At 73.5% G+C, this 23,465-nt stretch carries 16 protein-coding genes and 1 pseudogene; 7 read left to right on the top strand and 10 right to left on the bottom strand.

Annotated elements, in window-relative coordinates; all coding sequences use genetic code 11:
- The first annotated feature begins 67 nt into the window (after positions 1-67).
- Complete coding sequence (paaN, locus tag ACZ5TL_RS01700) at positions 68-1,759, top strand: phenylacetic acid degradation protein PaaN (protein ID WP_468586544.1); 1,692 nt, start codon at positions 68-70, stop codon at positions 1,757-1,759.
- A 78-nt stretch (positions 1,760-1,837) separates the two neighbouring features.
- On the opposite strand, the gene ACZ5TL_RS01695 is transcribed toward paaN, so the two are convergent.
- From ACZ5TL_RS01695 to ACZ5TL_RS01685, 3 genes are read right to left on the bottom strand one after another with little or no spacing between them, the layout of a single operon-like run.
- Positions 1,838-2,587, bottom strand: coding sequence for a TrmH family RNA methyltransferase (locus ACZ5TL_RS01695; RefSeq protein WP_468586542.1), 750 nt, complete (start codon positions 2,585-2,587; stop codon positions 1,838-1,840).
- Between the two features lie 10 nt (positions 2,588-2,597).
- Positions 2,598-3,794 (bottom strand): HTTM domain-containing protein, encoded by a 1,197-nt coding sequence (locus tag ACZ5TL_RS01690; protein ID WP_468586540.1) that lies wholly within the window; start codon positions 3,792-3,794, stop codon positions 2,598-2,600.
- Complete coding sequence (locus ACZ5TL_RS01685) at positions 3,791-4,681, bottom strand: DUF5819 family protein (protein WP_468586538.1); 891 nt, start codon at positions 4,679-4,681, stop codon at positions 3,791-3,793. Before ACZ5TL_RS01685 ends, ACZ5TL_RS01690 begins: the two co-directional genes overlap by 4 nt.
- Before the next feature lie 403 nt (positions 4,682-5,084).
- Here ACZ5TL_RS01685 and ACZ5TL_RS01680 point away from each other — a divergent pair, with 403 nt between their 5' ends.
- Positions 5,085-6,218 (top strand): acyl-CoA dehydrogenase family protein, encoded by a 1,134-nt coding sequence (locus tag ACZ5TL_RS01680; protein WP_468586536.1) that lies wholly within the window; start codon positions 5,085-5,087, stop codon positions 6,216-6,218.
- A 44-nt stretch (positions 6,219-6,262) separates the two neighbouring features.
- Here ACZ5TL_RS01680 and ACZ5TL_RS01675 read toward each other — a convergent pair whose 3' ends face one another.
- The 4 genes from ACZ5TL_RS01675 to ACZ5TL_RS01660 form a co-directional block, all read right to left on the bottom strand.
- On the bottom strand, positions 6,263-6,592 hold the full coding sequence (locus ACZ5TL_RS01675; RefSeq protein WP_468587072.1) for a rhodanese-like domain-containing protein: 330 nt from the start codon (positions 6,590-6,592) through the stop codon (positions 6,263-6,265).
- Positions 6,593-6,657: 65 nt separating this feature from the next.
- Positions 6,658-7,485, bottom strand: a complete 828-nt coding sequence (locus ACZ5TL_RS01670) for a hypothetical protein (RefSeq protein WP_468586534.1) — start codon at positions 7,483-7,485, stop codon at positions 6,658-6,660.
- A 299-nt stretch (positions 7,486-7,784) separates the two neighbouring features.
- Positions 7,785-9,212, bottom strand: a complete 1,428-nt coding sequence (locus ACZ5TL_RS01665; protein WP_468586532.1) for a DUF2252 domain-containing protein — start codon at positions 9,210-9,212, stop codon at positions 7,785-7,787.
- Between the two features lie 277 nt (positions 9,213-9,489).
- A complete protein-coding gene (locus ACZ5TL_RS01660; protein ID WP_468586530.1) occupies positions 9,490-10,209 on the bottom strand; it encodes a ScbR family autoregulator-binding transcription factor in 720 nt (239 codons plus the stop codon).
- Between the two features lie 160 nt (positions 10,210-10,369).
- On the opposite strand from ACZ5TL_RS01660, the gene ACZ5TL_RS01655 reads away from it, so the two are divergent.
- The gene (locus tag ACZ5TL_RS01655; protein WP_468586528.1) at positions 10,370-11,392 is read left to right on the top strand and encodes a ScbA/BarX family gamma-butyrolactone biosynthesis protein; all 1,023 of its coding nucleotides are present in this window, start codon (positions 10,370-10,372) and stop codon (positions 11,390-11,392) included.
- Positions 11,389-12,312, top strand: coding sequence for an NAD-dependent epimerase/dehydratase family protein (locus ACZ5TL_RS01650; protein WP_468586526.1), 924 nt, complete (start codon positions 11,389-11,391; stop codon positions 12,310-12,312). The genes ACZ5TL_RS01655 and ACZ5TL_RS01650 overlap by 4 nt, the downstream gene beginning before the upstream one ends.
- Here the strand turns inward: ACZ5TL_RS01650 and ACZ5TL_RS01645 are convergent.
- From ACZ5TL_RS01645 to ACZ5TL_RS01635, 3 genes and pseudogenes are all read right to left on the bottom strand, one after another.
- Positions 12,257-13,585, bottom strand: a complete 1,329-nt coding sequence (locus ACZ5TL_RS01645; protein ID WP_468586524.1) for a cytochrome P450 family protein — start codon at positions 13,583-13,585, stop codon at positions 12,257-12,259. The two genes, ACZ5TL_RS01650 and ACZ5TL_RS01645, sit on opposite strands and share 56 nt — an antisense overlap.
- A gap of 385 nt (positions 13,586-13,970) precedes the next feature.
- Complete coding sequence (locus tag ACZ5TL_RS01640) at positions 13,971-14,630, bottom strand: response regulator (RefSeq protein WP_468587070.1); 660 nt, start codon at positions 14,628-14,630, stop codon at positions 13,971-13,973.
- A pseudogene (locus ACZ5TL_RS01635) lies at positions 14,620-15,891 on the bottom strand (sensor histidine kinase). Before ACZ5TL_RS01635 ends, ACZ5TL_RS01640 begins: the two are co-directional and overlap by 11 nt.
- Before the next feature lie 157 nt (positions 15,892-16,048).
- Here ACZ5TL_RS01635 and ACZ5TL_RS01630 point away from each other — a divergent pair.
- The 3 genes from ACZ5TL_RS01630 (at position 16,049) to ACZ5TL_RS01620 (ending at position 23,267) form a co-directional block, all read left to right on the top strand.
- Positions 16,049-16,774: an ABC transporter ATP-binding protein gene (locus ACZ5TL_RS01630; protein ID WP_468586522.1), complete on the top strand. Its 726-nt coding sequence runs from the start codon at positions 16,049-16,051 to the stop codon at positions 16,772-16,774.
- Positions 16,768-18,960 carry an FtsX-like permease family protein gene (locus ACZ5TL_RS01625; protein WP_468586520.1) on the top strand — a complete coding sequence of 731 codons (2,193 nt, stop codon included), beginning with the start codon at positions 16,768-16,770 and terminating at the stop codon, positions 18,958-18,960. The genes ACZ5TL_RS01630 and ACZ5TL_RS01625 overlap by 7 nt, the downstream gene beginning before the upstream one ends.
- Positions 18,961-19,535: 575 nt before the next feature.
- Entirely contained in the window at positions 19,536-23,267 is a 3,732-nt protein-coding gene (locus tag ACZ5TL_RS01620; protein WP_468586518.1) for an nSTAND1 domain-containing NTPase, read from the top strand.
- Positions 23,268-23,465: the final 198 nt, after the last annotated feature.

Here is a 23,465-nt window from a genome sequence, read left to right as displayed (position 1 = left end):
CCTGCCCAGGTTTCTGCCCAGGTCATGAACTCGACGAAGAGTTCTTGAGACGAGGAGATGGTCACCCATGACCGCCGCACTCTCGGCGCACGAGCTGATCGCCCGGCACCGGTCCACCCTCGACCAGGCGCTGGAAGCGATCCGCACGCGCGCGTACTGGTCCCCGCACCCCGAGCACCCGAAGGCCTACGGGGAGAACGGCAGCCTGGACGCGGCCGCGGGCAAGGCCGCCTTCGACGCCCTGCTCGGCTCCCGCCTCGACCTCGGCCAGCCGGGCACGGACGACTGGGTGGGCGGCGAGACGTCCCCGTACGGCGTCGACCTGGGCGTGACGTACCCGCACGCGGACCTCGACGTGCTGCTGCCCGCCATGAAGGCCGGACAGCGGGCCTGGCGGGACGCGGGCGCGGAGCAGCGCGCGATGGTCTGCCTGGAGATCCTCAAGCGCGTCAGCGACCGGACGCACGAGTTCGCGCACGCGGTCATGCACACCTCCGGCCAGGCATTCATGATGGCGTTCCAGGCGGGCGGGCCGCACGCCCAGGACCGCGGCCTGGAAGCGGTGGCGTACGCCTACGTGGAGCAGGCGCGCACCCCCGACAACGCCGAGTGGGCCAAGCCCCAGGGCAAGCGCGACCCGCTGGCCATGACCAAGCAGTTCACGCCGGTGCCCCGCGGCATCGCCCTGCTGATCGGCTGCAACACCTTCCCCACATGGAACGGCTACCCCGGCCTGTTCGCCTCCCTCGCCACCGGCAACGCGGTCCTGGTCAAGCCCCACCCGCGCGCGGTGCTGCCGCTCGCGCTCACCGTGCAGGTCGCGCGCGAGGTGCTCGCCGAGACCGGCTTCGACCCGAACCTGATCGCGCTGGCCGCCGAGCGCCCCGGCGAGGGCATCGCGAAGACCCTGGCCACGCGCCCCGAGATCCGGATCATCGACTACACGGGCTCGACCGAGTTCGGCGACTGGCTGGAGGCCAACGCCCGCCAGGCACAGGTCTACACGGAGAAGGCCGGCGTCAACACGGTCGTCGTCCACTCCACGTCCGACTACAAGGGCATGCTCTCCAACCTGGCGTTCTCGCTGTCCCTGTACAGCGGCCAGATGTGCACGACCCCGCAGAACCTGCTGGTCCCCCGGGAGGGCATCGCCACGGACCAGGGCACCAAGTCGTACGACGAGGTGGTCGCGGATCTCGCGAAGGCGGTGGACGGGCTGCTGGGCGACGACGCCCGGGCGAACGCGCTGCTGGGCGCGATCGTCAACCCGGAGGTGAAGGCCCGGGTGGAGGCCGCGGCGGGGCTGGGCGAGGTCGCCCTGGCCTCCCGGGAGATCACCAACCCGGACTTCCCGGGGGCGGTCGTCCGTACGCCGGTGATCGTGAAGCTGGACGGGGCCAAGCCGGACGCGGAGGCCGCGTACATGAGCGAGTGCTTCGGGCCGGTGTCCTTCGCCGTGGCCGTCGACTCGGCCTCGGACGCGGTGGAACTGCTGCGGCGGACCGTCCGCGAGAAGGGCGCGATGACCGTCGGGGCGTACACGACCGACCCGGAGGTCGAGCAGGAGGTGCAGGAGGCCTGCCTGGAGGAGGCGGCGCAGTTGTCGCTGAACCTGACGGGCGGGGTGTATGTGAACCAGACGGCCGCGTTCTCCGACTTCCACGGCTCGGGGGGCAACCCGGCGGCGAGTGCGGCGCTGTGCGACGGGGCGTTCGTCGCCAACCGGTTCAGGGTGGTCGAGGTGCGGCGGGACGCCTAGGATCCCGGCGGGTGCGGTGATCGCGCGGGCGCGGGCGCGGGCCGTTCGTGGCCGCTCCCGCCGTTCACCGCGTCCCTGTCAGATGTGCCGACCCGCACCGCAGCTCCAGTGGTACAGCGTCATCGCCACACTCGTCGCCAGGTTGTAGCTGCTGACCTGGGGGCGCATCGGCAGGGACAGCAAGTGGCCGGCGCGGGCGCGGAGTTCCGGCGACAGGCCGGTGCGTTCGGAGCCGAAGGCGAGGACGGCGTCGTCCGGGAGCTTCACGGACCGGATGTCGTCGCCCTCCGGGTCGAGGGCGAACAGGGGGCCGGGCGGCAGGTCGGACACCGCCAGCCGTTCCACCGCCGTCGCGAAGTGCAGCCCGGCCCCGCCGCGTACGACCGTGGGGTGCCAGGGGTCGACCGTCCCGGTGGTGATCACTCCCGTCGCCCCGAAACCGGCGGCCAGGCGGATCACCGCCCCCGCGTTGCCGAGGTTGCGCGGGTTGTCGAGCACCACGACCGGGGCCGTGCGGGGCTCCCGCGCCAGCTTCCCGAGGTTGGAGGCGCGGGAGGGGCGTACGGCCAGGGCTGCCACCGCGGTGGGGTGCGGGCGCGGGACGAACGACGCGTACGTCTCGTGCGGCACCTCCGCCAGCAGCCCGGCCATCGCGTCCCGCACGTCCGGGGCCAGCTCGTCCGCGAGGGCGAGCGTGGCCGCACGGTCGGCCGCGACCGCCACCGGCACCTCGGCGCCGAACCGCAGCGCGTGCTTGAGGGCGTGGAAACCGTCCAGCAGGACGGTGTCGCCGGCGAGCCGGTGCCAGGCGGTCACGGGGTCGGTCATGCCCCGAAGCCTACGTGCGTGGTCTCGGGACTCTCCCGCGCGTGCCGCTGGGGAGCGGCCCGGGCCGGTCGCGGCGCGGGAGGCGGTCCCGCGCGCGTGCCGTCCAGCCGCCGAGGCGGCGCAGGAAGCCCGTCGGCAGGAACACCGCGTCCGTCGCGATCATCGCCAGCGAGAAGAACGGCAGGCCGAGGACGACGGCGATCACCGCGTGCTCGGTGATCATGACCGCGAGCAGGACGTTCTTGACCCGCCGGTTGAACAGGGTGAACGGGAAGGCGACCTGCACGAGGACCGTGCCGTAGGTCACGAGCATCACCATCGTGCCGCTGGCGGACAACAGGTCGGCGAGCGCGGGCCAGGGCGAGAAGTACTCCAGGTGGAGCGGGTAGTAGACCGCGGTGCCGTCCTGCCAGCGGGAGCCCTGGATCTTGTACCAGCCGGCCGTCGCGTAGATCAGGCACGCCTCGGCCATGATCACGAGCAGGGCGCCGTTGTGCACGACGTTGGCGACCACGTCGAGCAGGATCCGCGGCTCCCCGGACCTGGCCCTGCGGCCGACCAGCCACCACAGGGCCTGCGCCACCCACACGGTCCACAGCAGGGCCGGTATCAGCCAGTCGCCCTCCATCCGGCCGGCCAGGGTCACCGCGATCAGCACGAATCCGAGGACGCCCCACAGGGCCGGCCCGGTCCGGTCCGTGACCCGCTCCCCACGCGCGCGTGCCGCCCGGTTCCGCGCCGCCCGCCGGGCGTCCAACGACCACACCTGGGCGCAGCGCGTGAACACCAGGTAGATCGACATCAGGTGCAGCACGTTGTCGCCGCCGTCGCCCATGAAGACGCTGCGGTTCTGCAGCGACAGGACACCGACCATGAACAGCACCGACATGGTGCGGGTGCGCCAGCCCAGCATCAGCAGAGCACCGGCGAGGATCGCGAGGGCGTAGACGATCTCGAACCAGAGGCGGCCGTCGGACCACATCAGGGTGGTGAAAGCGCCGTTCGTCCCGATCAGCTGCTCGGCGAGATCCCAGCTCCAGGGGCCGTCGGGGCCGTAGAGCTCGTGGCGGTGGGGCAGTTCGCGCAGGAGGAACAGCAGCCAGGTGGCGCTGAAGCCGATGCGGACGACGGCGGTCTGGTACGGGCCGAGGGCCGCCTCGGTGACGCCGGCGACGCCGCGCGAGACAGCCAGGGAGAAGCGGTTCACCCGACGCCCCCCTCGGCCTCGTCCCGCGGCACCTTCCACCACGGCAGCTCACGGTAGGACGGCGTCGTGGAGACCTTCTCCCGGCTCCACTCGGGCGGCGGCACGTTGCTGGTGCGGGACCGGACCTGCACGCGCTCCATGACACCGCCGCCCCCGCCGGTGGCTCGCACCGCGTCGTCGCGGCCGAGGCGCAGCACCGTGATCCGGCGCAGATACGACTCGGAGAGCGCGCCGCGCAGGCCCACCGGCTGGTTCTCGCCGTCATGGGTGGCGACGAAGAAGTCCCAGGCGCGGCGCAGTTCGTTCTGCTGGGTGTGACTGGGCAGCAGGTTGCCGTCGATGGCCCGGCCGTCCTCGGCGGACAGGTCGTACCAGCCGGTGGTCAGCGTCATGCCGTCCGGCCCGCGGACCTGGGCACGGACCTGGATGGAGATGTTCTGCTGCAGCGGGTTCGGCGCGAAGAGCTTCCAGTTCTGCTCGAACTCCGGGTAGATCCAGTCGTCCACGGCCTCGCCGTGCTCCCGGGTGACCGTGTTCGCCGGCGCGACGTGCAGGAACGTCATCCCGAGATGCGCACAGACCCCGACCGCGACGACCGCGACCGCCAGCGCGACGGCGATCCGGAAGGGGAGGGACAGCGCGGCTATCCCGGCAGGGGGGCCCACGGGCGGGTGCCGCTCCGGGGACGGGCCGGGCTGGGCAGGCACGGACGGGACCGGGGGCTGGTCAGGCGGCTCGGCAGGCGCGGACGACACCGGGAACGGGCCGCGCGGGTCGGCAGGCGCGTACCGGACCGGTGGCTGGTCAGGCGGCTCGGCAGGCGGGCCCGGCTCGGCCGGCGCACCCGGCCCGTGCCGGGCGTCCGAGCCCTCGTCGTACGCGTTCATTCCGCCCCGTTCCCGATCCCCGGTCCCTCGTTACGCCCACCAGCCCACCCGGCTTCCCGGCCACCGGCCGCGAGGGCGTCGTACCGCCCGCGCACCGCCGTGCGATGTCGGCACCCGGGCACGGTACTCAGGCCGCCCACCCGGGCACAGCCCCTTCCGCCGGTCCCGGCCGTGGCCGTCGCCACACCGCGCGAGCCGACCGTACGGCGACCGCGACCGCGCAGGAGCGGCAGTCCCCCTGGTCCACAGGGGACCCCCGCAGGTTATCCACAGGGCGCCCGGGCCGGTCGTCCACAGGAGTGACACCCTACGGCGCCCGCCCGCACGCCCATTCCCTTCTTCTAGAACCTGTTCTATCTTGACGCCCCGTCAGCTCAACGGGATCGCCGGGAGGACAGCCACCGTGGACTTCACCTTCACCGAGGAGCAGCAGGCGGCGGCCGAGGCGGCGAAGGGCGTGTTCGCCGGAGTCGCCCCGGACACCGTGCCCAGCCCGGCCCTCACCCCGGGAGCCGTCGCCGATGCGTACGACCATGCTCTGTGGGCCAGGCTCGCCGACGCGGACCTGCTGAGCCTGCTCCTCGACGAGCGGTACGGCGGAGCCGGCCTGGACGCCATCGCCCTGTGCCTGGTGCTGCGGGAGTCGGCACGGGTGCTGGCCAGGGTCCCGCTACTGGAGAGCAGCGCGGCAGCGGCGGCCGTCCAGGCCCACGGCGGTGACGAGGCGAAGGCGGCCCTGCTCGCCCGGGCCGGCCGGGGCGAACTCGTGCTGACCGTCGCCGCACACGGCCGCACCGGCCACGACCCGGCCGAGCAGGCCGTGACCGCACGGCGGGACGGCGAGGCGTGGGTACTGGACGGAGTGCAGACGGCGGTGCCCTGGGCCCACGACGCCGACGTCACGGTCGTCCCGGCGCACACCGGGACCGGCCGGACCGTACTCGCCCTGGTCCCGCGCGGGCACCAGGGCGTCGTCCTCGCCGAGCAGTTCTCCACCAGCGGCGAGCGGCTCGGCGAACTGCGGCTGGAATCGGCGCGGCTCGCCGCCGGGGAGGTGATCGACGCCGACGGGGCATGGGAGGGGCTGCGGGACCTGCTGACCACCGGCACGTGCGCGCTGGCGCTGGGGCTCGGGGAACGCGTGCTGCGGATGACCGGGGAGTACACCGGCAAGCGGGAGCAGTTCGGCTTCCCCCTCGCGACCTTCCAGGCCGTCGCCGTGCAGGCCGCCGACCGCTACATCGACCTGCGCGCGATGGAGGCCACCCTCTGGCAGGCCGCGTGGCGGATCACCTCGGGTGCCCCGGGGGCACTGCCCGCCGCAGGTGACGTCGCCGTCGCCAAGATCTGGGCCGCGGAGGGGGTACGCCGGGTCGTGCAGACCGCGCAGCATCTGCACGGCGGGTTCGGCGCCGACGTCGACTACCCCCTGCACCGCTACCACGCCTGGGCCAAGCACCTGGAGCTGTCCCTCGGGCCGGCCGCGGCGCACGAGGAGGCCCTGGGCGACCTGCTGGCTACACACCCCCTGGCCTGACCAGGGCCTGACGCGATGGGCCGGAGGACGAGCTCGGCGACGAGCTAGAGGACGAACCCCTGCTGCCCGTCGTCCGTCACGACGGGACGGCCCGCCGCCTCCCACACCTGCATGCCGCCGTCGACGTTCACCGCGTCGATGCCCTGCTGGGCCAGGTACATCGTGACCTGGGCGGAACGGCCGCCGGAACGGCAGATCACATGGACCCGGCCGTCCTGCGGGGCTGCCTGGGACAGCTCGCCGTACCGGGCGACGAACTCACTGATCGGGATGTGCAGCGCCCCTTGGGCATGACCAGCCTTCCACTCGTCGTCCTCCCGGACGTCCAGCAGGAAGTCGCCGTCCTTGAGGTCCGCGACCGCGACGGTGGGCACACCAGCTCCGAAAGTCATGCGTCCGACGCTACCCGAACCGCCCCCCGGGCCGGACGGGACGCGGCTCAGCCCTCGCCCGCGCCCTCACCGAGCAGCACGGCCAGTTCCGTCTCGCGCTCGGCGACCTGGGTGAGCAGCTGCTGCCCGATCTCCTCCAGCAGACGGTCCGGGTCGTCCGGGGCCAGCTGGAGCATGTGGCCGATGGCGCTGTCCTCCAGCTCCCGGGCGAGCAGGGCGAGCAGTTCCTTGCGCTGGGCGAGCCATTCGAGGCGGGCGTAGAGCTCCTCGGCGCGGCTCGGGCCCCGCTTCAGCTCGGGTCCCCTGGCCCACTCCTCGGCGAGCTCGCGCAGCTCCGCCTCGTCGCCGCGGGCGTAGGCGGCGTTGACCCGGGTGATGAACTCCTCGCGCCGCTCGCACTCCTTCTCCTCCTGCGCCAGGTCCGGGTGGGCCTTGCGGGCCAGGTCGCGGTAGAGCTTGCGGGCCTCCTCGCTGGGGCGGACCCGCTGCGGAGGCCGGACCGCCCGGTCCGTGAGCATCGCCGCGGCCTCCGGGAAGAGGCCGCTGTCGTCCATCCAGCCGTTGAGCAGCTCCTCGACACCGGGGATCGGGGCGAGGCGGGCCCGGGCCTCCTCCGCCCGGCGCCGGTCGTCGGGGTCGCCGCTGCGAGCGGCCCTGGCCTCCAGGATCCGGGCGTCCAGATCCTCGAGTCGGGCGTACAGCGGACCGAGCTTCTGTTCGTGCAGCCGGGAGAAGTTCTCCACCTCGACCCGGAAGGTCTCGACGGCGATCTCGTACTCGATCAACGCCTGCTCGGCGGCCCGTACGGCCCGCTCCAGCCGCGCCTCGGGGCGGGCGGCGTCGCCACCGTCCTGCTCAGCTTCGGGGGTCGTCACCCGACCAGCGTAGGCCACGGCCCGACCCCGTCCGCGCCCCGGACCGCCGGCCTGCCCCCGACCTCCGGCAGGCCATGCTCCGACCTCCGGTTTGAGCCCTGCCCCGCCATACGGTGAGCCCTGCCCCGACCTCCGGCGGGCCCTGCCCCACCACGGCCCGGCCGGGGCGCTGCGCGACCCCTCACCTCAACCCCAGCCCAAGCCTCAACCCGAACCCGAACCCGAATCCACACCCGCACCCGCACCCGCACCCGAGTCGAGCCAGGCCGAGCCGAGCCGACCGGAGGGTGGCCCCGCCCCTACACCCCCATCTCCGCCGCGACCTTCCCCGCCCTCACCCCCGCCACCAGCTCCGCGTGATCCGCCTCGGTCCGGTCCGCATAGGCCACGGCGAACCCCGCTATCGCCTCGTCCAGCTCCTCGTTCTTCCCGCAGTACCCGGCGATGAGCCGCGGATCGGCGCTGTGGGCGTGGGCCCGGGCCAGGAGCGCGCCGGTCATGCGGCCGTAGTCGTCAATCTGGTCGGCTGCCAGAGCGGCCGGATCCACGCTGCCCTTGCGGTTGCGGAACTGGCGGACCTGGAAGGGGAAGCCGTCGACCGTCGTCCAGCCCAGCAGGTTGTCGCTCACGACCTGCATCCGCTTCTGGCCCAGCACGACCCGGCGGCCCTCGTGGCCGGCCTCGGGCACCTCGAAACCGGCCGTCGGCAGATGCGGCACCAGTGCCGAGGCCCGCGCCTCCTTCACCTGGAGCACCAGCGGCTCACCCCGGTGGTCCAGGAGCAGGACGACGTAGGACCGGGTGCCGACACTGCCGGTGCCGACGACGCGGAACGCCACGTCCTGCACCGCGTACCGGGCGAGGAGCGGCAGGCGGTCCTCCGGCAGGGTGCCGACGTACTCCTCCAGGGACGCCGCCACCACCGCGGCCTCCGTGCCCGGGACGCGCCGCAGCACCGGCGGGGCGTCGACGAAGCGGCGTCCGCCGTCCTCGGCGGCCTCGGTCGACTTGGCCGCGAAACGGCCGCTCGTGTTGAGGCGGGCCTTCTCGGAGACCCGCTCCAGCGTGCCGAGCAGGTCATGGGCGTCCGCGTGGGAGACGAGCTCCTCGTCCGCGATGGCGTTCCAGGCGTCCAGCACCGGGAGCCTGGCCAGCAGCCGCATGGTCCTGCGGTAGGCGCCCGCCGTGTCGTACGCCGCCTTGCGGCACTGGTCCTCGTCGGCTCCGGCCTCCCGGCCCGCGAGCACCAGGGACGTCGCGAGGCGCTTGAGGTCCCACTCCCAGGGGCCGTGCACCGTTTCGTCGAAGTCGTTCAGATCGATGACGAGGCCGCCGCGCGCGTCGCCGTACAGGCCGAAGTTGGCCGCGTGGGCGTCGCCGCAGATCTGCGCCCGGATCCTGGTCATCGGCGTGCGCGCCAGGTCGTATGCCATGAGGCCCGCCGAGCCGCGCAGGAATGCGAACGGGGTGGCGGCCATGCGGCCCACCCGGATCGGGGCGAGCCCGGGCAGCCGTCCGCGGCCCGACTCCTCGACCGCGCTCACCGCGCCGGGCCGGGACTCGTCCGGGTCGAGGGTGGCGTGCGCGCTGCGCGGGACCCGCTTGCGCAGAGCCTTGCCCTCGTCCTTGGGCGAGCCCTCGGCCGGCCACTCGGCGAAGCCGCGCACCCGGGGCAGCCGCCGCGCCGCCTTCTCCGCAGCCGTGGTCCCGTCCTCAGCCCTGGTCATCCCGACCGCCTCCCCCACACGCGCACGAACATCAACTCGTGCCGACCGTACAACCGGCGGCCGAAACGCGTCAGACCCTGTGGACAACTCCGCAGGTGTGGACAACACGTACGACAACGGCCGAGAGCTCCGAAAGCCCCACCACCCCCACGCCCCCGAAGACGCCCGCACCGGCAGGGCCTACGCTCCCGAAAACGCCCGTACCAACACGGCCCACGCCCCCGAAGACCCCCGTACCAACACGGCCCACGCCCTCGAAGACCCCCGTCAACACGGCCTACGCCCCCGAGGGCGCCTCCGCCGGCACAGCCGCTGCCGCCTCAGCCGACACCGCCGAGGAAGCCGAGGACGCCGGCACCGCCTCCGCCGCGCCCCCCTCCGCCAGCAACCGCTCCCCCCGGTCCGCCGAGATCTCCAGCCGGGCCAGCACCGCGGGGACGGCGATGCTCGGCAGGAAGTGCTCGAACAGCACGACGACACGGCGTTCCAGATCCTGCCGCTGGCAGCGCAGCTGGGACAGCAGCTGCACCCCCGAGAAGCTGCCGACCAGCAGCTCCGCCGTGTCCGCCACGTCGACGTGCGGCAGCAGTTCGCCCCGTGCCTTCGCCTCGCCCAGGACCTGCACGTTCTGGTCGATCCACATCCGGAAGGCCGGGGTGCGGTCGAGGTCCATGGCCCCCTGGTCGAGGGCGAGTCCCACGCTGGCCCGCACCAGTGGTTCGGAGCGCAGCCGGCGGGCCAGCACCAGACCCGAGTCGACCAGTTCCTGGAGCTTGCTGGGCTGGGGAGGGAGCGTGATCGCGAGCTGTTCCTCGAACACCCCCACCGCCAGTTCCTCCTTGGAACCGAAGTGGAAGTACAGGGCGCCCTTGGTGACGCCTGCCCGGTCCAGGATCTCGCCGATGGTCGCCGAGGTGTATCCGCGTTCGTCGAAGACGGCCGCGGCCGCCTCCAGGATGGTCCGCCGGGTGCGGATCGCGCGCTCCTGTCGCATCATCGGGTGCCTCCTGATCTCCGTCGATCTCTGTGAAGTCGCCGTGCAGCGAGGGCGCGAGAGCCTGTCCGCGCGGGGGTGTCCCACCCTTTGAAAAAGACCGACTCGTCCGTACCTTAGTCGGACGCCGACCGCAGCCGGGTAGTCGACCCTGGGGGTTCTCATGCTGGAGACAGGCCCTTCAAGCGCACTCACGGACGATCAGACCGGATACGGGGGCCGACCGCCAAACGAGACCTCCGCGGCCGTCGAGAACGCGCCACGCACCGCCCCTCCACCGGCGCACACCCCCGTCACCGGAGAACTCGCTCACCGCACCACCGACAGGGACGTTTTCCCCGCCCGCTGGACCCGAATCTCCGACACCCGCTTCCGCTTCACCGCGTACTGGCCGGCCGCCCACCCCTTCTTCGGTCCCGTCGACGACCGCCACCAGGACCCGATGGTCGTGGGCGAAACGTTACGGCAGGCCTCCATGGTGCTCGCGCACGCCGAGTTCGGTGTCCCGGCCGACACTCACTTCGTCATGTGGGACCTGACGGTCTCCGCCGACCCGTCCGCGCTGCTGCTGAGGGACGCCGCCGAGCCGGTGGAGATCGACGTCGTGTGCTCCGAGATACGCCGACGCGGTCGCGGCCTGGCGAGCATGCGCACCACGATGGAGTTCCGCCGCGCGGGGCGCTTCGTCGCCCGCGGCACCGGCAGCACCGGCTGCACCTCGCCCCTCGCCTACCGCCGCCTGCGGGCGGGGAGAACGGCCGCCGCGGACACCCCGGTCGCGCTGCTGCCCGGCATCACGCCGGAACTCGTCGGCCGCTCCCGCGCCGAGGACGTGGTCCTCGCCCCCGCCGACCGCCCCGGCGTCTGGCACCTGCGCGTGGACACCGGCCACCCGGTCCTCTTCCCCCGGCCCAACGACCACGTCCCCGGCATGGTCCTGTTCGAGGCGGCCCGCCAGGCCGCGGCCGCCGCATCCGGCCGGCGCCCCTTCCTGCCCCGCACGATGACGGCCGTCTTCGCCCGCTACACCGAGCTGCACAGCCCCTGCCGGCTGGAGACAGAGCTGCTCGACGAGGACCGGGACGAGGTGACCGTACGGGTCTCGGGGCGCCAGGACGGCGAGTCCGTCTTCACCGCCACACTGACCTCTGCGCAGCAGTCCGCGCGGGTACGGTCCCTGCCGTGACGGTCAATCTTCTGATCACGGGGGCGAGCGGCTTCGTCGGCGGCCGGGTCGCCGCCACGGCCCAGCGGCAGCCGGGCGTCCGCGTACGCCTGATGTCCCGGCACGCCCCGCCCGGGCCCGAGTTCGTCCACGGCGACCTCTGCGCCCCGCCCTCCCTGCGCGGCGCCTGCGCCGACACCGACGTCCTGGTGCACTGCGCCAGCCGGATCGGCGGCGACGCCGAGACCGCCGAGGCCGTCAACGGCCACGGCACCCGGACCCTGGTCGAGGAGGCCGTGCGCGCCGGGGTGCGCCGGATCGTCTACGTGAGCACCGCCGCCGTCCACGGCCGGGGCCCCTTCCGCGGCGTACGTCCCGGGGAGGCGCCGATCGCGCCGGCCTCGGCCACCAGCCGCACCCGGGCGGCCGCCGAGCGGCACGTCCTCGACGCGGGCGGCCTGGTGCTGCGCCCGCACCTCGTGTACGGCGAGGGCGACCGCTGGGTGATCCCCGGACTGGTGTGGCTGATGCACGAACTGTCGGCCACCCTGACCGGCTGCGAGGCCCTCCAGTCGATGATCGACGTGGACACCCTGGGCCGTGCGGTGGTGGCCGCGGCCCTCTCCCCGGCGCACGAGGGCGGTGCCCACCACGTCGGCCACCCCGAGCCGGTGCCCGTGGCGGAGCTGCTCGGGGCCGTGTGCGCGCAGGTGGAGGAGCCCGGCGGCGGTGCCGCGGTGGACGTCGCCACCGCACTGGAGCGGGCCGCCGGATCGCCGCTCGCCCTCCATCATCTGGGCATGCTCACGGTCGACCACTGGTTCGTGGACGACGCGTTCTGGAAGGACCTCGACTGCTCGCCCGGCGCGGGGTTCGCGGCCGCGTTCAGCCGCGCGGCACCCTGGTACCGCGCGTTCCTCCGGGGCCGGGCGGCTTCCTGACGGCGTCCGCCTCGTCCGGCCGCGGGCCCGGGCCCCTGCCGTGCAGCAGCACCGGAAGCTCCTCGTGGCCCGTGGAGATGATCGACCGCAGTCGCCTCGGCGGACGCGACGGATCGGCCAGGGCCAGCCGCGGGAAACGCTCGAACAGCGACCTCAGGGCCACCGTCGCCTCGACCATGGCGAGGGGGCGGCCCAGGCAGTGGTGCACGCCGTGGCCGAAGGACACATGGTCGCGGCTGGTCGCGCGCGTGACGTCGAACCGGTCGGCGTCCGGTCCGTGGCGCTCGGGGTCGCGTCCGGCCCCAGCGAAGGAGACGACGACCGGGTCGCCCTTCGGGATGGTCAGACCCGGCTCGATCTCGATGTCCTCCACGGCGTAGCGCAGGCCCGACATGGCGCCCGGGGCCTCGTGACGCAGTGCCTCCTCCAGGGCGTCCTCCCAAGCCACCTGCCCGGAGCGGACGAGTTCGAGCTGGCCGGGGTGGGCGAGCAGGCTGTGCGCGGTGTTGTCGATGAGGTTGACGGTCGTCTCGAAGCCCGCGGTGAGCAGCAGGATCAGGTTGTCCATCAGCTCCTGTTCGCTGAGGCCGCCTTCGTCGCGGGCGGCGATGAGCGCGGTCGTCAGGTCGTCGGCCGGGTGCTCCCGCTTGTCCCGCAGGAACGCGGTCAGCGTGCCGTAGAGGTCGACGGCGTTGGCCTGGGCGTCCTCCAGGGAGATCGCCGTGTCGAAGAAGCGGCTGATGATGCGGTAGAGCGCCGTGCGCGGGCCGTCCTCGCCGTGCGGTACGCCGAAGAGCTCGCACACCACCTCGTGCGGCACCGGTGCCGCGAACGCGGCCCGCAGGTCGACGACTTCGCCCTCAGGAACCCTTTCCAAGCCATCCAGCGCGCGGTCGACGATCTCCTGGACGCGCGGCAGCAGCGCGTCGACGCGGCGCTTGGTGAAGGCGGCGGCCATCGGCTTGCGCAGCCGGCTGTGGTCGGTGCCGTAGGCGGTGACCATGTTGCGCACCGAGACCCAGATGGCGAGCGGCCAGGTGCGGGAGATGTCCCCGTTGATCCAGGCCGGCCAGTGCTGGTACGCGTCCTTGCTCGTCTCGGGACCGGCCAGGAGCCGCTTGTTCAGCTCCAGGCCGTTGATCCACCACGCCCGTACACCGCCGGGGAGTTCCACCTCCACGGCCGGGCCCTGGGCGCGGATCCGGGCTATCTCGCCGTAGAGGTCCTGGCCGGACGGGTCGATCGACAGGAAGGGGCAGGCCTGCTGTGCCATGACGCATCGCTCCTTGGTCCGGTGGCTGGGGATCCATGGTGCGATCCGGGTGCCGGAAAAACTTGGCAACCGGCTTGTTTGGGCCATGACTTCACTCACGGTCGGTCGGCGGTGGGTGGCTACCGCACGGCGAGCCCCATCCGCCCGGCGTCCGACTGCCCGCCCGGGGCGGCCGGTTCACTCCCCGCCGGACGCAGCGCCCCGGCAGACGCGGCGCGGCCGCACAGGGCAGCGGCAACTGCCACGGGTCGGTCAGCGAGGGCCGCTCCGGCCGACCGTGGTCCTCCCGGGCCGGCACCCTGATGACGAGGCGATGGAACCAGCTCATCTCGACATCACCGGTTTTCGTACAACGGGTCGGCAGCAGTCGGCCTTCCGGGCCGCCCTACGCCCGCAGGTACGCCAGCACCGCCAGCACCCGGCGGTGGGTCTCGTGCGCCGGAGGCAGGTCCAGCTTGGCCAGGATGCCGGAGATGTGCTTGCCCACGGCCGCCTCGGAGACGACCAGTTCGCGGGCGATGGCGCTGTTGGACCGGCCCTCGGCGATCAGCGCCAGCACCTCCCGCTCACGCGGGGTGAGCCGCTCCAGCGGGTCGCGGCGGCGGCGCAGCAACTGCCGTACGACCTCGGGGTCGACGACCGTGCCGCCGTCGGCCACCTCGCCGAGCGCCTCGACGAACTCCTCGACCTGGCCGACCCGGTCCTTGAGCAGATAGCCGACGCCCGTACCGTCGCCGGAGTCCAGCAGCTCGGCGGCGTACCGGCGCTGCACGTACTGGCTGAGGACCAGCACCGGCAGGGTGGGCCGCTCCTGGCGCAGCCGTACGGCCGCGTGCAGGCCCTCGTCCTGGAAGCCGGGCGGCATCCGCACGTCCGTCACGACCACGTCGGGCGCGTGCTCCCGGACGGCCGAGACCAGCGCCCCGGCGTCCCCCACGGCCGCGACGACCTCGTGCCCGCAGCGTCCGAGCAGCCCGACGAGCCCGTCCCGCAGCAGCACGCCGTCCTCGGCCAGGACGACCCGCAGCGGCCGCTCAACTCGCAGGGTCACAAGGGATCTCCACACACAGCAGGGTCGGTCCGCCGGGCGGACTGGACAGGGCGAGTCTGCCATCGAGCACCGACACCCGGTCGGCGAGCCCGGTCAGCCCGCTGCCCTCCCCGGCCCGTGCGCCACCGCGCCCGTCGTCGCGTATCCGCAGCAGCAGCCGCCCGTCGCGGTGCTCTCCGCTCACCGCCGCCCGGCTCGCCCCGCTGTGCCTGTCCACGTTGGCGAGCGCCTCGCACACCACGAAGTACGCGGCGGCCTCGACGGCCCGGGGCAGCCGCCCGGGCAGCTCCAGGCCGACGTCCACGGGCACGGCCGTGCGGTCGGCGGCGTCGGCGACGGCGGCTTCGAGGCCGTAGTCGGCGAGGACCTTGGGGTGGATGCCCCGGATGAGCTCGCGCAGTTCCGCCAGGGCCGTGCCCGCCTCCTGGTGCGCCTTGGCGAGCTGGTCGGCGAGCGGCCCGGGCGGGGCGTCCAGCCGGGCCAGCCCGAGCGTCATCGTCAGGGCGACGAGCCGCTGCTGCGCCCCGTCGTGCAGATCCCGCTCGATCCGCCGCCGCTCCGCATCGAAGGCGTCCACCAACCGCACCCGGGACCGGGCCAGTTCGGCCACCCTGGCCCCCAGATCGGCCTCCGGCGGCGCGACCAGCAGCCGGGCCAGCCCGGCTCGGGCCCCGGCCGCCACGCCCAGCAGCCAGCCGCCCACGGCCAGCAGGACCAGCCCCAGGACGGCGCACCCGGCGGCAGCCGGCCAGGTGGTGACCAGCCACACCTTGAGCACCTTCGCCTCGCCGAAGACCCCGAGGAACACCGGAGTCGCGACCACGGACAACGGGCCCGCCAGAAAGACGGCCAGCGCGAGAGCGTCGACCGGTCACAACAGCCCCGCGAACAGCAGGGCGTGGCCCAGCTCCCGCCAGGTGGCCCGCTCCCGCACCCGTGTGGACAGCCACGCACGCAGCCCCGGCTCCCCGGGCGGCTCGTGCGGGTCGGACGCCGGCTCCGCGTCGACCAGCCGCAGCCGGAACCGCTCCAGCGCCGCCACCGGAATGCCCGCCAGGGCGGTGCCAAGCAGCAACGGCAGCCCGACCAGCGCGAGTGCGAGCACCCCGCCGGCCGCCACCGACGTCACGAAACCCACGAGGACGACGACGCCGAGGACCGCGCCCGTGAGCAGGTAACCGGCCGACCGCCACGGCCAGGCCGAGAGCAGATAGCCGGGGCGGGACATGGCCTGCCACACGTTCCGAGGGCGCATGGGGATCACCGTAGAAGGCCCGCGGGGCCCGGGCGATGGGCCCAGGGGGATGCCCGGAGGTAGGCCTGGCCCTACCCCAGGTCTAGGTCCCGCCGCACTGCGCCGGCCCGCCTCCGCCCGGTTACGTGGGAGGCGACATCGACACCAGGGGGATCCCATGAGCCACCACGCCATCCGGCTGGACTCCGTCACCAGGACGTACGGACCGTTGACCGCACTGGACGGGGTCTCGCTCGCCTTCCCCGCGGGAAGCTTCACCGCCGTGATGGGCCCCTCCGGCTCCGGCAAGTCCACCCTGCTCCAGTGCGCCGCCGGCCTGGACCGGCCCACCTCCGGCTCGGTCACCCTGGGCGGCACCGAACTGACCGGCCTGAGCGAGCGGCGGCTGACCCTGCTGCGCCGTGAGCGCGTCGGGTTCGTCTTCCAGGCGTTCAACCTGCTGCCCTCGCTGACCGCCGAGCAGAACGTGGCTCTGCCCCTGCGCCTGGCCGGCCGCCGCGTCCCCAGGGCCCGGGTCCGCCAGGCGCTCCAGCAGGTCGGCCTGGCCGAGCGGGCCCGGCACAGACCCTCCCAGCTGTCCGGCGGCCAGCAGCAACGCGTCGCCCTGGCCCGCGCGTTGATCACCCGCCCCGATGTGCTGTTCGGTGACGAACCGACCGGCGCCCTGGACACGCGGACCGGCCTCGAGGTGCTGGGGCTGCTGCGCGGCATGGCCGACCACGAGGGCCAGACGGTCGTCATGGTCACGCACGACCCGGTCGCCGCCGCGCACGCCGACCGCGTGCTCTTCCTCGTCGACGGGCGCGTGAGCGGGGAGTTGACCGGCGCCGGCGCCGACACCATCGCCACGCGCATGACCCGCCTGGAGGCCGTGCCGTGCTGAGCGTCGCCCTGCGCACCCTGCGCGCCCGCTGGATCACCTTCACCGGCAGCTTCGTCGCCCTCTCCCTGGGCGTGGCCCTGCTGACGGTGACGGGCCTGGCCCTGGCCTCGTCGTCCACCGCCCCACAGCGCGGCTTTGACCGCCTGGCCGCCGCCCCGGTCGTCGTCAAGAGCCGGGACACGCTGCGCGTGCCGACCCTCGTCGGTGACCGCGATGCCCGGCTCGCCCACCCCCGCCCGATCCCCGCCGCGACCGTCGCCGAGTTGCGGAAACTGGGCCCGGTGGTCGTGGACCGGCCCGCCGCCGGGTCCGTCGCGGTCCACCGGCTGGGGATCGACGCCGACGCCACGGCCGTACGGAAGGTCGTGGGCACCGGCGCCCAGGTCCTCACCGGCACCGCACGCCGCCTCGCCGACCCCGGCGCGGACCGCGACAGCGAGGCGCTCACCGCGATGAACGCCCTGTTCGGCACCGCCGGCGGTGTCACCACCTTCGTGTCGGTCTTCGTCGTGGCGTCGACCTTCGCCTTCGCGGTCGCCCAGCGCCGCCGGGAGTTCGCGCTCCTGCGCACCGCCGGGGCCACCCCGGGCCAGATCCGCCGGACCGTCCTCACCGAGGCCCTGGCCGTCGGCACCCTCGCCTCGGCCACCGGCTGCGCCCTCGGCTCCTACGGCGCACCGCTGCTGGCCGCCCGGGTGGCCGACGAGGGCCTGGCCCCGGCGTGGTTCACCATCGGGGACCACACCTGGCCCTACCACGCGGCCTTCTGGACGGGCCTGCTCGTCGCCCTGTGCGGAGCGGCCGCGGCCTCCTGGCGGGCGGGCCGCACCGCCCCCACCGCGGCCCTGCGCGAGGCGGCCGCGGACAGGACGCCGACCCGAGGACGCCTGCTGTGCGGCACGGCCCTCCTGCTCACGGCCGCCATCACCCTGGCCCTCTCCCTCACCGGCGACCCGGGTGACCTGCTCCACCGCAAGACCTACATCAGCCGCCCCATGCTGCTGATCACCGCCGCCGCCCTGCTCGCACCCCTCGTCCTGGGCCCCCTGATCCGCCTGCTGACCTGCCTGCCCTCGGCCACCGGCATGCTGGTGCGCGAGAACACCGCCACCGGAATACGCCGCACCGCCGCTCTCGCCGCCCCCGTCCTGGTCACGGTCGCCCTGGCCGGTTCACTCCTCGGCACCACCGCGACCCTGAACCAGGCGAAGACCAGCGAGACCCGGGACCGCACCACCGCCGCCTTCGTCCTCACCCCGCCCCCCGGAACGGGCTTCGACGACACCACCCTGCGCGCACTGCGCGCGATCCCGGGCACGGTGATCTCCCCGACGTCGTCGACAGCCGTCCACGTCCTGGAGGACGGGGTGGCCCTGCTCCGCTCCGAGGCCCGTGCCGCGACCCCGGGCAGCCTGGCGGCCACCGCGCGCCTCCCGCTCACCGCGGGCGAGGCCGGCGACCTCGACGACGACTCGATCATCGTCAACGAGGAGTGGCAACGGCACCGAGTGGGCGAACGGGTCCGGGTCTGGCTCGGCGACGGGACGCCCCGCACCCTGCGCATCGCCGCCGTGATGACCACCGGCACCGGCGACAACGGCGTCTACGTCACCCCCCGCAACGCCCCGGGCGCCGGGGTCGACCGGATCGACGTGGCCCTCGTGGACGGCACCGCCCCGGCAGCCGTGGCCGACGCCCTCCGCAGCGCCGTCGGCACCGGTCGCGGCGAGGTCCTCACCCGCGAGGCGTGGATCGAGGCCACGCGCCCCGACACCGACCACACCACCCGCCTCGGCCTGCTCCTGGTGCTCGGCATCGCCCTTCTCCACACCGGCATCTCCGTGGCCAACACCACGGTCATGGGGACCTCCGACCGGCTGCGCGACCTGGCGGTGCTGCGGCTGGCCGGCGCCACCCGATGGCAGGTGCTGCGGCTGACCGGCGCCGAGGCCCTGACCGTCGTCACGGCCGGCGCGCTCCTCGGCCTCCTGGTCACCGGCGTCAACCTGGCCGGCCTGTGGAGCGCCCTCGCGCTGCTGTCGGTCCGTCCCCCCGTCGCCCTCCCGTGGCAGGCCCTCGGCACGACGGTGACGGCCTGCGCGCTCCTGGCCGTGACCTCCGCGCTCGTCCCGACGGCCCTCGCCCTGCGCCGCAGTCCGGTGGACCTGGCGGGCGTACGGGAGTGAGGTATCGGCCTGCCAGACCGAGCCCCCGCCGGCAGGCCGGGAGCGCTACGTCCCCGGCCGGGTCCTGAGGGGCCGGGTCCTGAGGGAGGCCGTCCCCTCCGGAAGCAGCACCACGGCCCCGGCCAGGGGTGCAGGGCCCTGCCCCTGCTGCCGGACCAGCACATCTGCGTGGGCCGGGCGGACCAGATCGCCCCCGATGTGCCTGAGGCGCTGAGCCAGCTCGACCCTTACCGGCCGCTGCCGCTCATCTCCGGGCCCCTGCGACCAGCGACATCGAACTCGACAGTGTCGAGGACGTGCACGGGCCACGGACCCTGGAAGACGGAGCCGCTGGTTGTTGCCGCCGCCATGAGCCCACTGGCGCGGCTCGTACGTCCGGCCGGCGGGATGCGTGGAGGGCCAGGATTCGGCCGTCATCGAGAGCGGTCACTGCCGTCGGGATCGTTTGCTTTCGGTGACGAGAGCAACTTCTCCGGCGAACATCACAGTCGGAAAGGGTTCTCGCCCGAGGAGGACGAAAAGTACCTTGTGCTGCTGATCAGCATGTTCTTCTGGTAAGCGAAAGAGGCTTCGCCATGGGGCGCCCCGAACTACCGGTCGACCCGGCGGCCGGTCCCGTGCAGCGACTCGCCCATGATCTTCGGGAGCTGCGCCGTTCGGCGGGTGGCGTGTCGTACCGGGCCATGGCGAAGAAGGCCGGCTTCTCGGTGACGACCCTGGCGAAAGCGGCGAGCGGCGAGCGGCTGCCGTCGTTGGCCGTGCTCCAGGCGTACGTCCAGGCATGCGGCGCCGACCCCGTTCCGTGGGAGGCACGGTGGGCGGAGGCCGAGGCGCTCGCCGGGGAGGAGAGGCAGGAGGATGCCGACGCCGCACCGCCCTACCGTGGCCTCGCGCGCTTCGAACCGGACGACCGTGAGCTGTTCTTCGGCCGGGACCGACTGATCGACGAGCTGAGCGAGCTGGGGTGCGGGTCCCCGTTCACCGTGGTGTTCGGGGCGTCCGGCAGCGGCAAGTCCTCCCTGCTGCGGGCCGGTCTGATTCCGCTGCTGCGGGAGAAGATCGCACAACAGGGGCGTACGGCGGTGCTTCGTATCCTCACTCCGGGAGCCCGGCCCGCCACCACCTACGCACACCTGCTGACGCCGACGGCCGACGATCCGGAGAGCTGGGTGGTGGTGGATCAGTTCGAGGAGGTCTTCACCCTCTGCCGCGAACGCGCCGAGCGGGACCGCTTCCTCGAACTTCTGCTCGCCGCGCGCGACCCGGGAAGCCGACTGCGCGTGCTCATCGCCGTACGGTCCGACTTCTATGCGCGGTGCGCCGAGCACCCGCGACTGGCGGAGGCGCTGCACGGGAGCGGGCTCCTGGTCGGGCCCATGAACGCGGACGAGCTGCGCGAGGCAGTGGTCGGCCCCGCGCAGGCGGCCGGGCTCATCGTGGAGCGGACACTGACCGCACGGATCGTCGAGGACGTGCTCGACGAGCCCGGCGGAATGCCGATGCTGTCCCACGCCCTGTTGGAGACCTGGCGGCGGCGCAAGGGACGGATGCTGACCCTGGCCGCGTACGAAGCGGCCGGCGGGGTACGCGGCGCGATCGCGGCCAGCGCCGAGGAGGCGTTCGGGGAACTCTCACCGGCGCAGGCGCACGCCGCGCGGCACCTGCTCCTGCGGATGGTCGAGCCCGGCCAGGGCAACGCCGACACGCGCCGCCCGCTCAGCTGGGAGGAAATGGCCGGCTGGGAGGACCCAGAAGTGCGAGCCGTCGCCGGGCGGCTGACCCGGGCCCGGCTGCTGACCACGGACGACGACGGAGTGCAGCTCGCCCACGAGGCGCTCATCACCTGCTGGCCGCGGCTGCGCGAGTGGATCGACGCGGACCGGGAGCGGCTGCGCCACCACCGGCAGCTGACCGACGCCGCCCGCACCTGGCTGGAGCACGACCGTGACCCGGGCACGCTCTACCGGGGCACCCGCCTGGCGCGGGCCGAGGAACTGTTCGCGGGCGACGACCGCGGCTACGACGGTCTGACGTCCGAGGAGACGGCCTTCCTGGTCACCGCGGCGGAGCAGCGGGCGGCGGAGGAGCGGGCCGCCACCCGGGCCCGGCGGCGGAGCCGCACCCTCGCGGCCTCGCTCTGCGCCGTGCTGGCGGTGGCCCTGGTCGTCGGCCTGACCGCCGTGCGACTGCGTCAGGACAGCGAGAAGCAGACCACCGACACGGCGGCCCGCCGGGTGGCCTCGGTCGCCGAAGCGCTGCGCACCACCGACCCGCGCACCGCGATGCTGCTCGGTGTCGCCGCATGGCGGATCTCTCCGCTGCCGGAGTCCCGCCGAGCCCTGCTGGGCGCGCTGGCCCAGCCCGAACTGGGCAACTTCACCGACCCGGCGCCCGGTGACACACCGGAGCGGTTCCTCGACGTCTCCGGGCGCACTCTGCTCAGCATCAGCGACGACACCTGGCGGACGTGGGATGTGGGCACCCACCGCCGTACCGCCTCGGGGCCGGTACCTCACGGGGCGGTGCTCGCCGCGGATCCGGGCGGCCGGGTGCTCGTCATCCACCAGGCCGCTGACAGGACCCAACGGTTGTGGGACACCCGAACGAGGCGCTGGCTCGGGGATCCCCTGCCGTTCAGGGACACCGTGACCTTCGGGGCAAGTGGCCGCAATTACCTGGTGAGGAGCCCGGACGACGACCGGGCCGGGCTTTACTCGGTCACCGACGGCCGTCTGGTCTTCCGGACCCCGTCGGCCGGCCGGGGGGAGCTCACCCACGCGGCGGCCGACGACCGGCTGCTGGCCGTCTGTCCGCGCGGCCGGGCCCCGCAGGTCTGGGACACCTCCACGCGCAGCGTCCGCTCCGGCGCCTGGACGAGCGCTCGCGACGTCTGTCGTGACGACATCGGCACCCTCCTGACCCTCACCGGCGGCCGGCTCCTCGCTCTCGCCGGGGACCGGGTGCGTGTATGGGACACCACGTCGGGACGAGAGCTCGCCGACGTCGCCCACCAGGGTGCCGACGCCGCCGTCGTGAGCGCGGACGGTTCGTTTCTGGCGACCGGCGGCGGCCAGGAGATCAGGGTGTGGCGTCTGCCCAGCGGCGGCGCCCCCGTTTTCCGGCACTCCTTGGACAACGAGACGCTCTCCGGTCTCGCCTGGGACTCCTCCCGGCCCCTGCTGCGGTATCTCGAAGGGGGCACGGTCCACACCCTCGACCTCACCACGACGCTCACCCGCGCCTGGCGCACGAGTCCGCTCACCGGGGTCCGGCTCAGCCCCGACGGCAGGATGCTCGCCACCGCCGAACGTATCGGTGACCGCTACGTCTTCCGGCTGCGGAGCACACGCGACGGCCGTCTGCTGCGCACCCTGCCGGAACCTTCTCATCCCGTCTTCCGCACCGGCGTACCGACGGTCCCCGCGGACGGCACCGAGCCCTTGCTGTCCTTCAGCCCCGACGGCGGCATGTTCGCGTACGGAGTCTCCGGCCTCGGCTGGGGCACGGTGCCTCAGCGTCTGACGGTGTGGGACGTGGCCGCCGGACGGGCGAAGACCACTGTGGACCTGGCGAGGGCGTCCGCGATGCCGCCGGACGCGATCGCCCTGGGACCGGGCGGTCGTACGCTCCTCACCGCACGTCTGACCGAGGACGGTTTCGTCAACGAGACATGGGACACCACGCAGCGGCGGAGGACGGCGCTCCTCCCCGGCCCGGCCGGCCGTCATCTGGCCGTCAGCCGGGACGGGAGGCTCCTCGTGACCGACAACCGCGTCGTCCGAGCGGGCCGGTCCCACGCCCATGACCTCGTCCAGCACGACGGCATCGCAGCCATCGCCTTCGCTCCCGACGGCTCCGGCCTGGCGGCCGGCGACTGGACGGGGCGGGTGGCCGTCTGGGACGGCGACCTCCGCCATCGAGCGGGCATCCTGAGGAACGTCTTCCCGGGACCCGTCGATCCGTCCTCCGACTCAGCTGAGTCGATCACGGCTCTCGCCTTCAGTCCGGACGGCAGCACGCTCGCCGTGGGCGGCGACGAGGGCACCGTCCAACTCTGGGACATCTCGACCCAGCAACCTCTCGGTCCTTCTCTGCCCACCTCCGGTGAGAGCGTCGACACGCTCGCCTTCAGCCAGGACAGCACCATGCTGTACGCCGGCGGCAAGCACGTCCCGCTCCAGCGGTACGTCGTGGATCCGGACCGAGCGGTGTCCCTTGTCTGCGCCCGTGCCGGGAACGCGGAGCTGACCCGGGGGCAGTGGCGCACCTATGTTCCGGACCGGCCGTACCGGCGGGTCTGCCCCTGACCATCTCGTTGGATCATGAAAGTGGCCGGGTCAGCAGTGCGATCCAGCCCCGCAGCGACGGGTCGATCGTCAAGGGCCCGGGAGTTGTCCCTCCAACCATCCCACCGGGTCAAACAGTCCCCCTCACCGGCGACCCACCGCCGACGGCCGGCGTGCTCCCGCCTCGCCGAAGTCCTCAGCGCCGGGTCCGGTGCCGTA

Source organism: Streptomyces sp. NPDC033136 (assembly GCF_055578235.1).
Note: the sequence above shows the minus strand (reverse complement) of the source record. Positions and strands in the feature narration are given on the sequence as shown.

What these genes read in the sequence shown, in the direction of transcription:
- ACZ5TL_RS01630 (WP_468586522.1), top strand. Translation starts at nt 16,049, where the DNA reads ATGAGCCACCACGCCATCCGGCTGGACTCCGTCACCAGGACGTACGGA.
- ACZ5TL_RS01665 (WP_468586532.1), bottom strand. Translation starts at nt 9,212, where the DNA reads ATGACCAGGGCTGAGGACGGGACCACGGCTGCGGAGAAGGCGGCGCGG.
- ACZ5TL_RS01695 (WP_468586542.1), bottom strand. Translation starts at nt 2,587, where the DNA reads ATGACCGACCCCGTGACCGCCTGGCACCGGCTCGCCGGCGACACCGTC.
- ACZ5TL_RS01685 (WP_468586538.1), bottom strand. Translation starts at nt 4,681, where the DNA reads ATGAACGCGTACGACGAGGGCTCGGACGCCCGGCACGGGCCGGGTGCG.
- ACZ5TL_RS01620 (WP_468586518.1), top strand. Translation starts at nt 19,536, where the DNA reads ATGGGGCGCCCCGAACTACCGGTCGACCCGGCGGCCGGTCCCGTGCAG.
- ACZ5TL_RS01655 (WP_468586528.1), top strand. Translation starts at nt 10,370, where the DNA reads ATGCTGGAGACAGGCCCTTCAAGCGCACTCACGGACGATCAGACCGGA.
- paaN (WP_468586544.1), top strand. Translation starts at nt 68, where the DNA reads ATGACCGCCGCACTCTCGGCGCACGAGCTGATCGCCCGGCACCGGTCC.
- ACZ5TL_RS01645 (WP_468586524.1), bottom strand. Translation starts at nt 13,585, where the DNA reads ATGGCACAGCAGGCCTGCCCCTTCCTGTCGATCGACCCGTCCGGCCAG.
- ACZ5TL_RS01660 (WP_468586530.1), bottom strand. Translation starts at nt 10,209, where the DNA reads ATGATGCGACAGGAGCGCGCGATCCGCACCCGGCGGACCATCCTGGAG.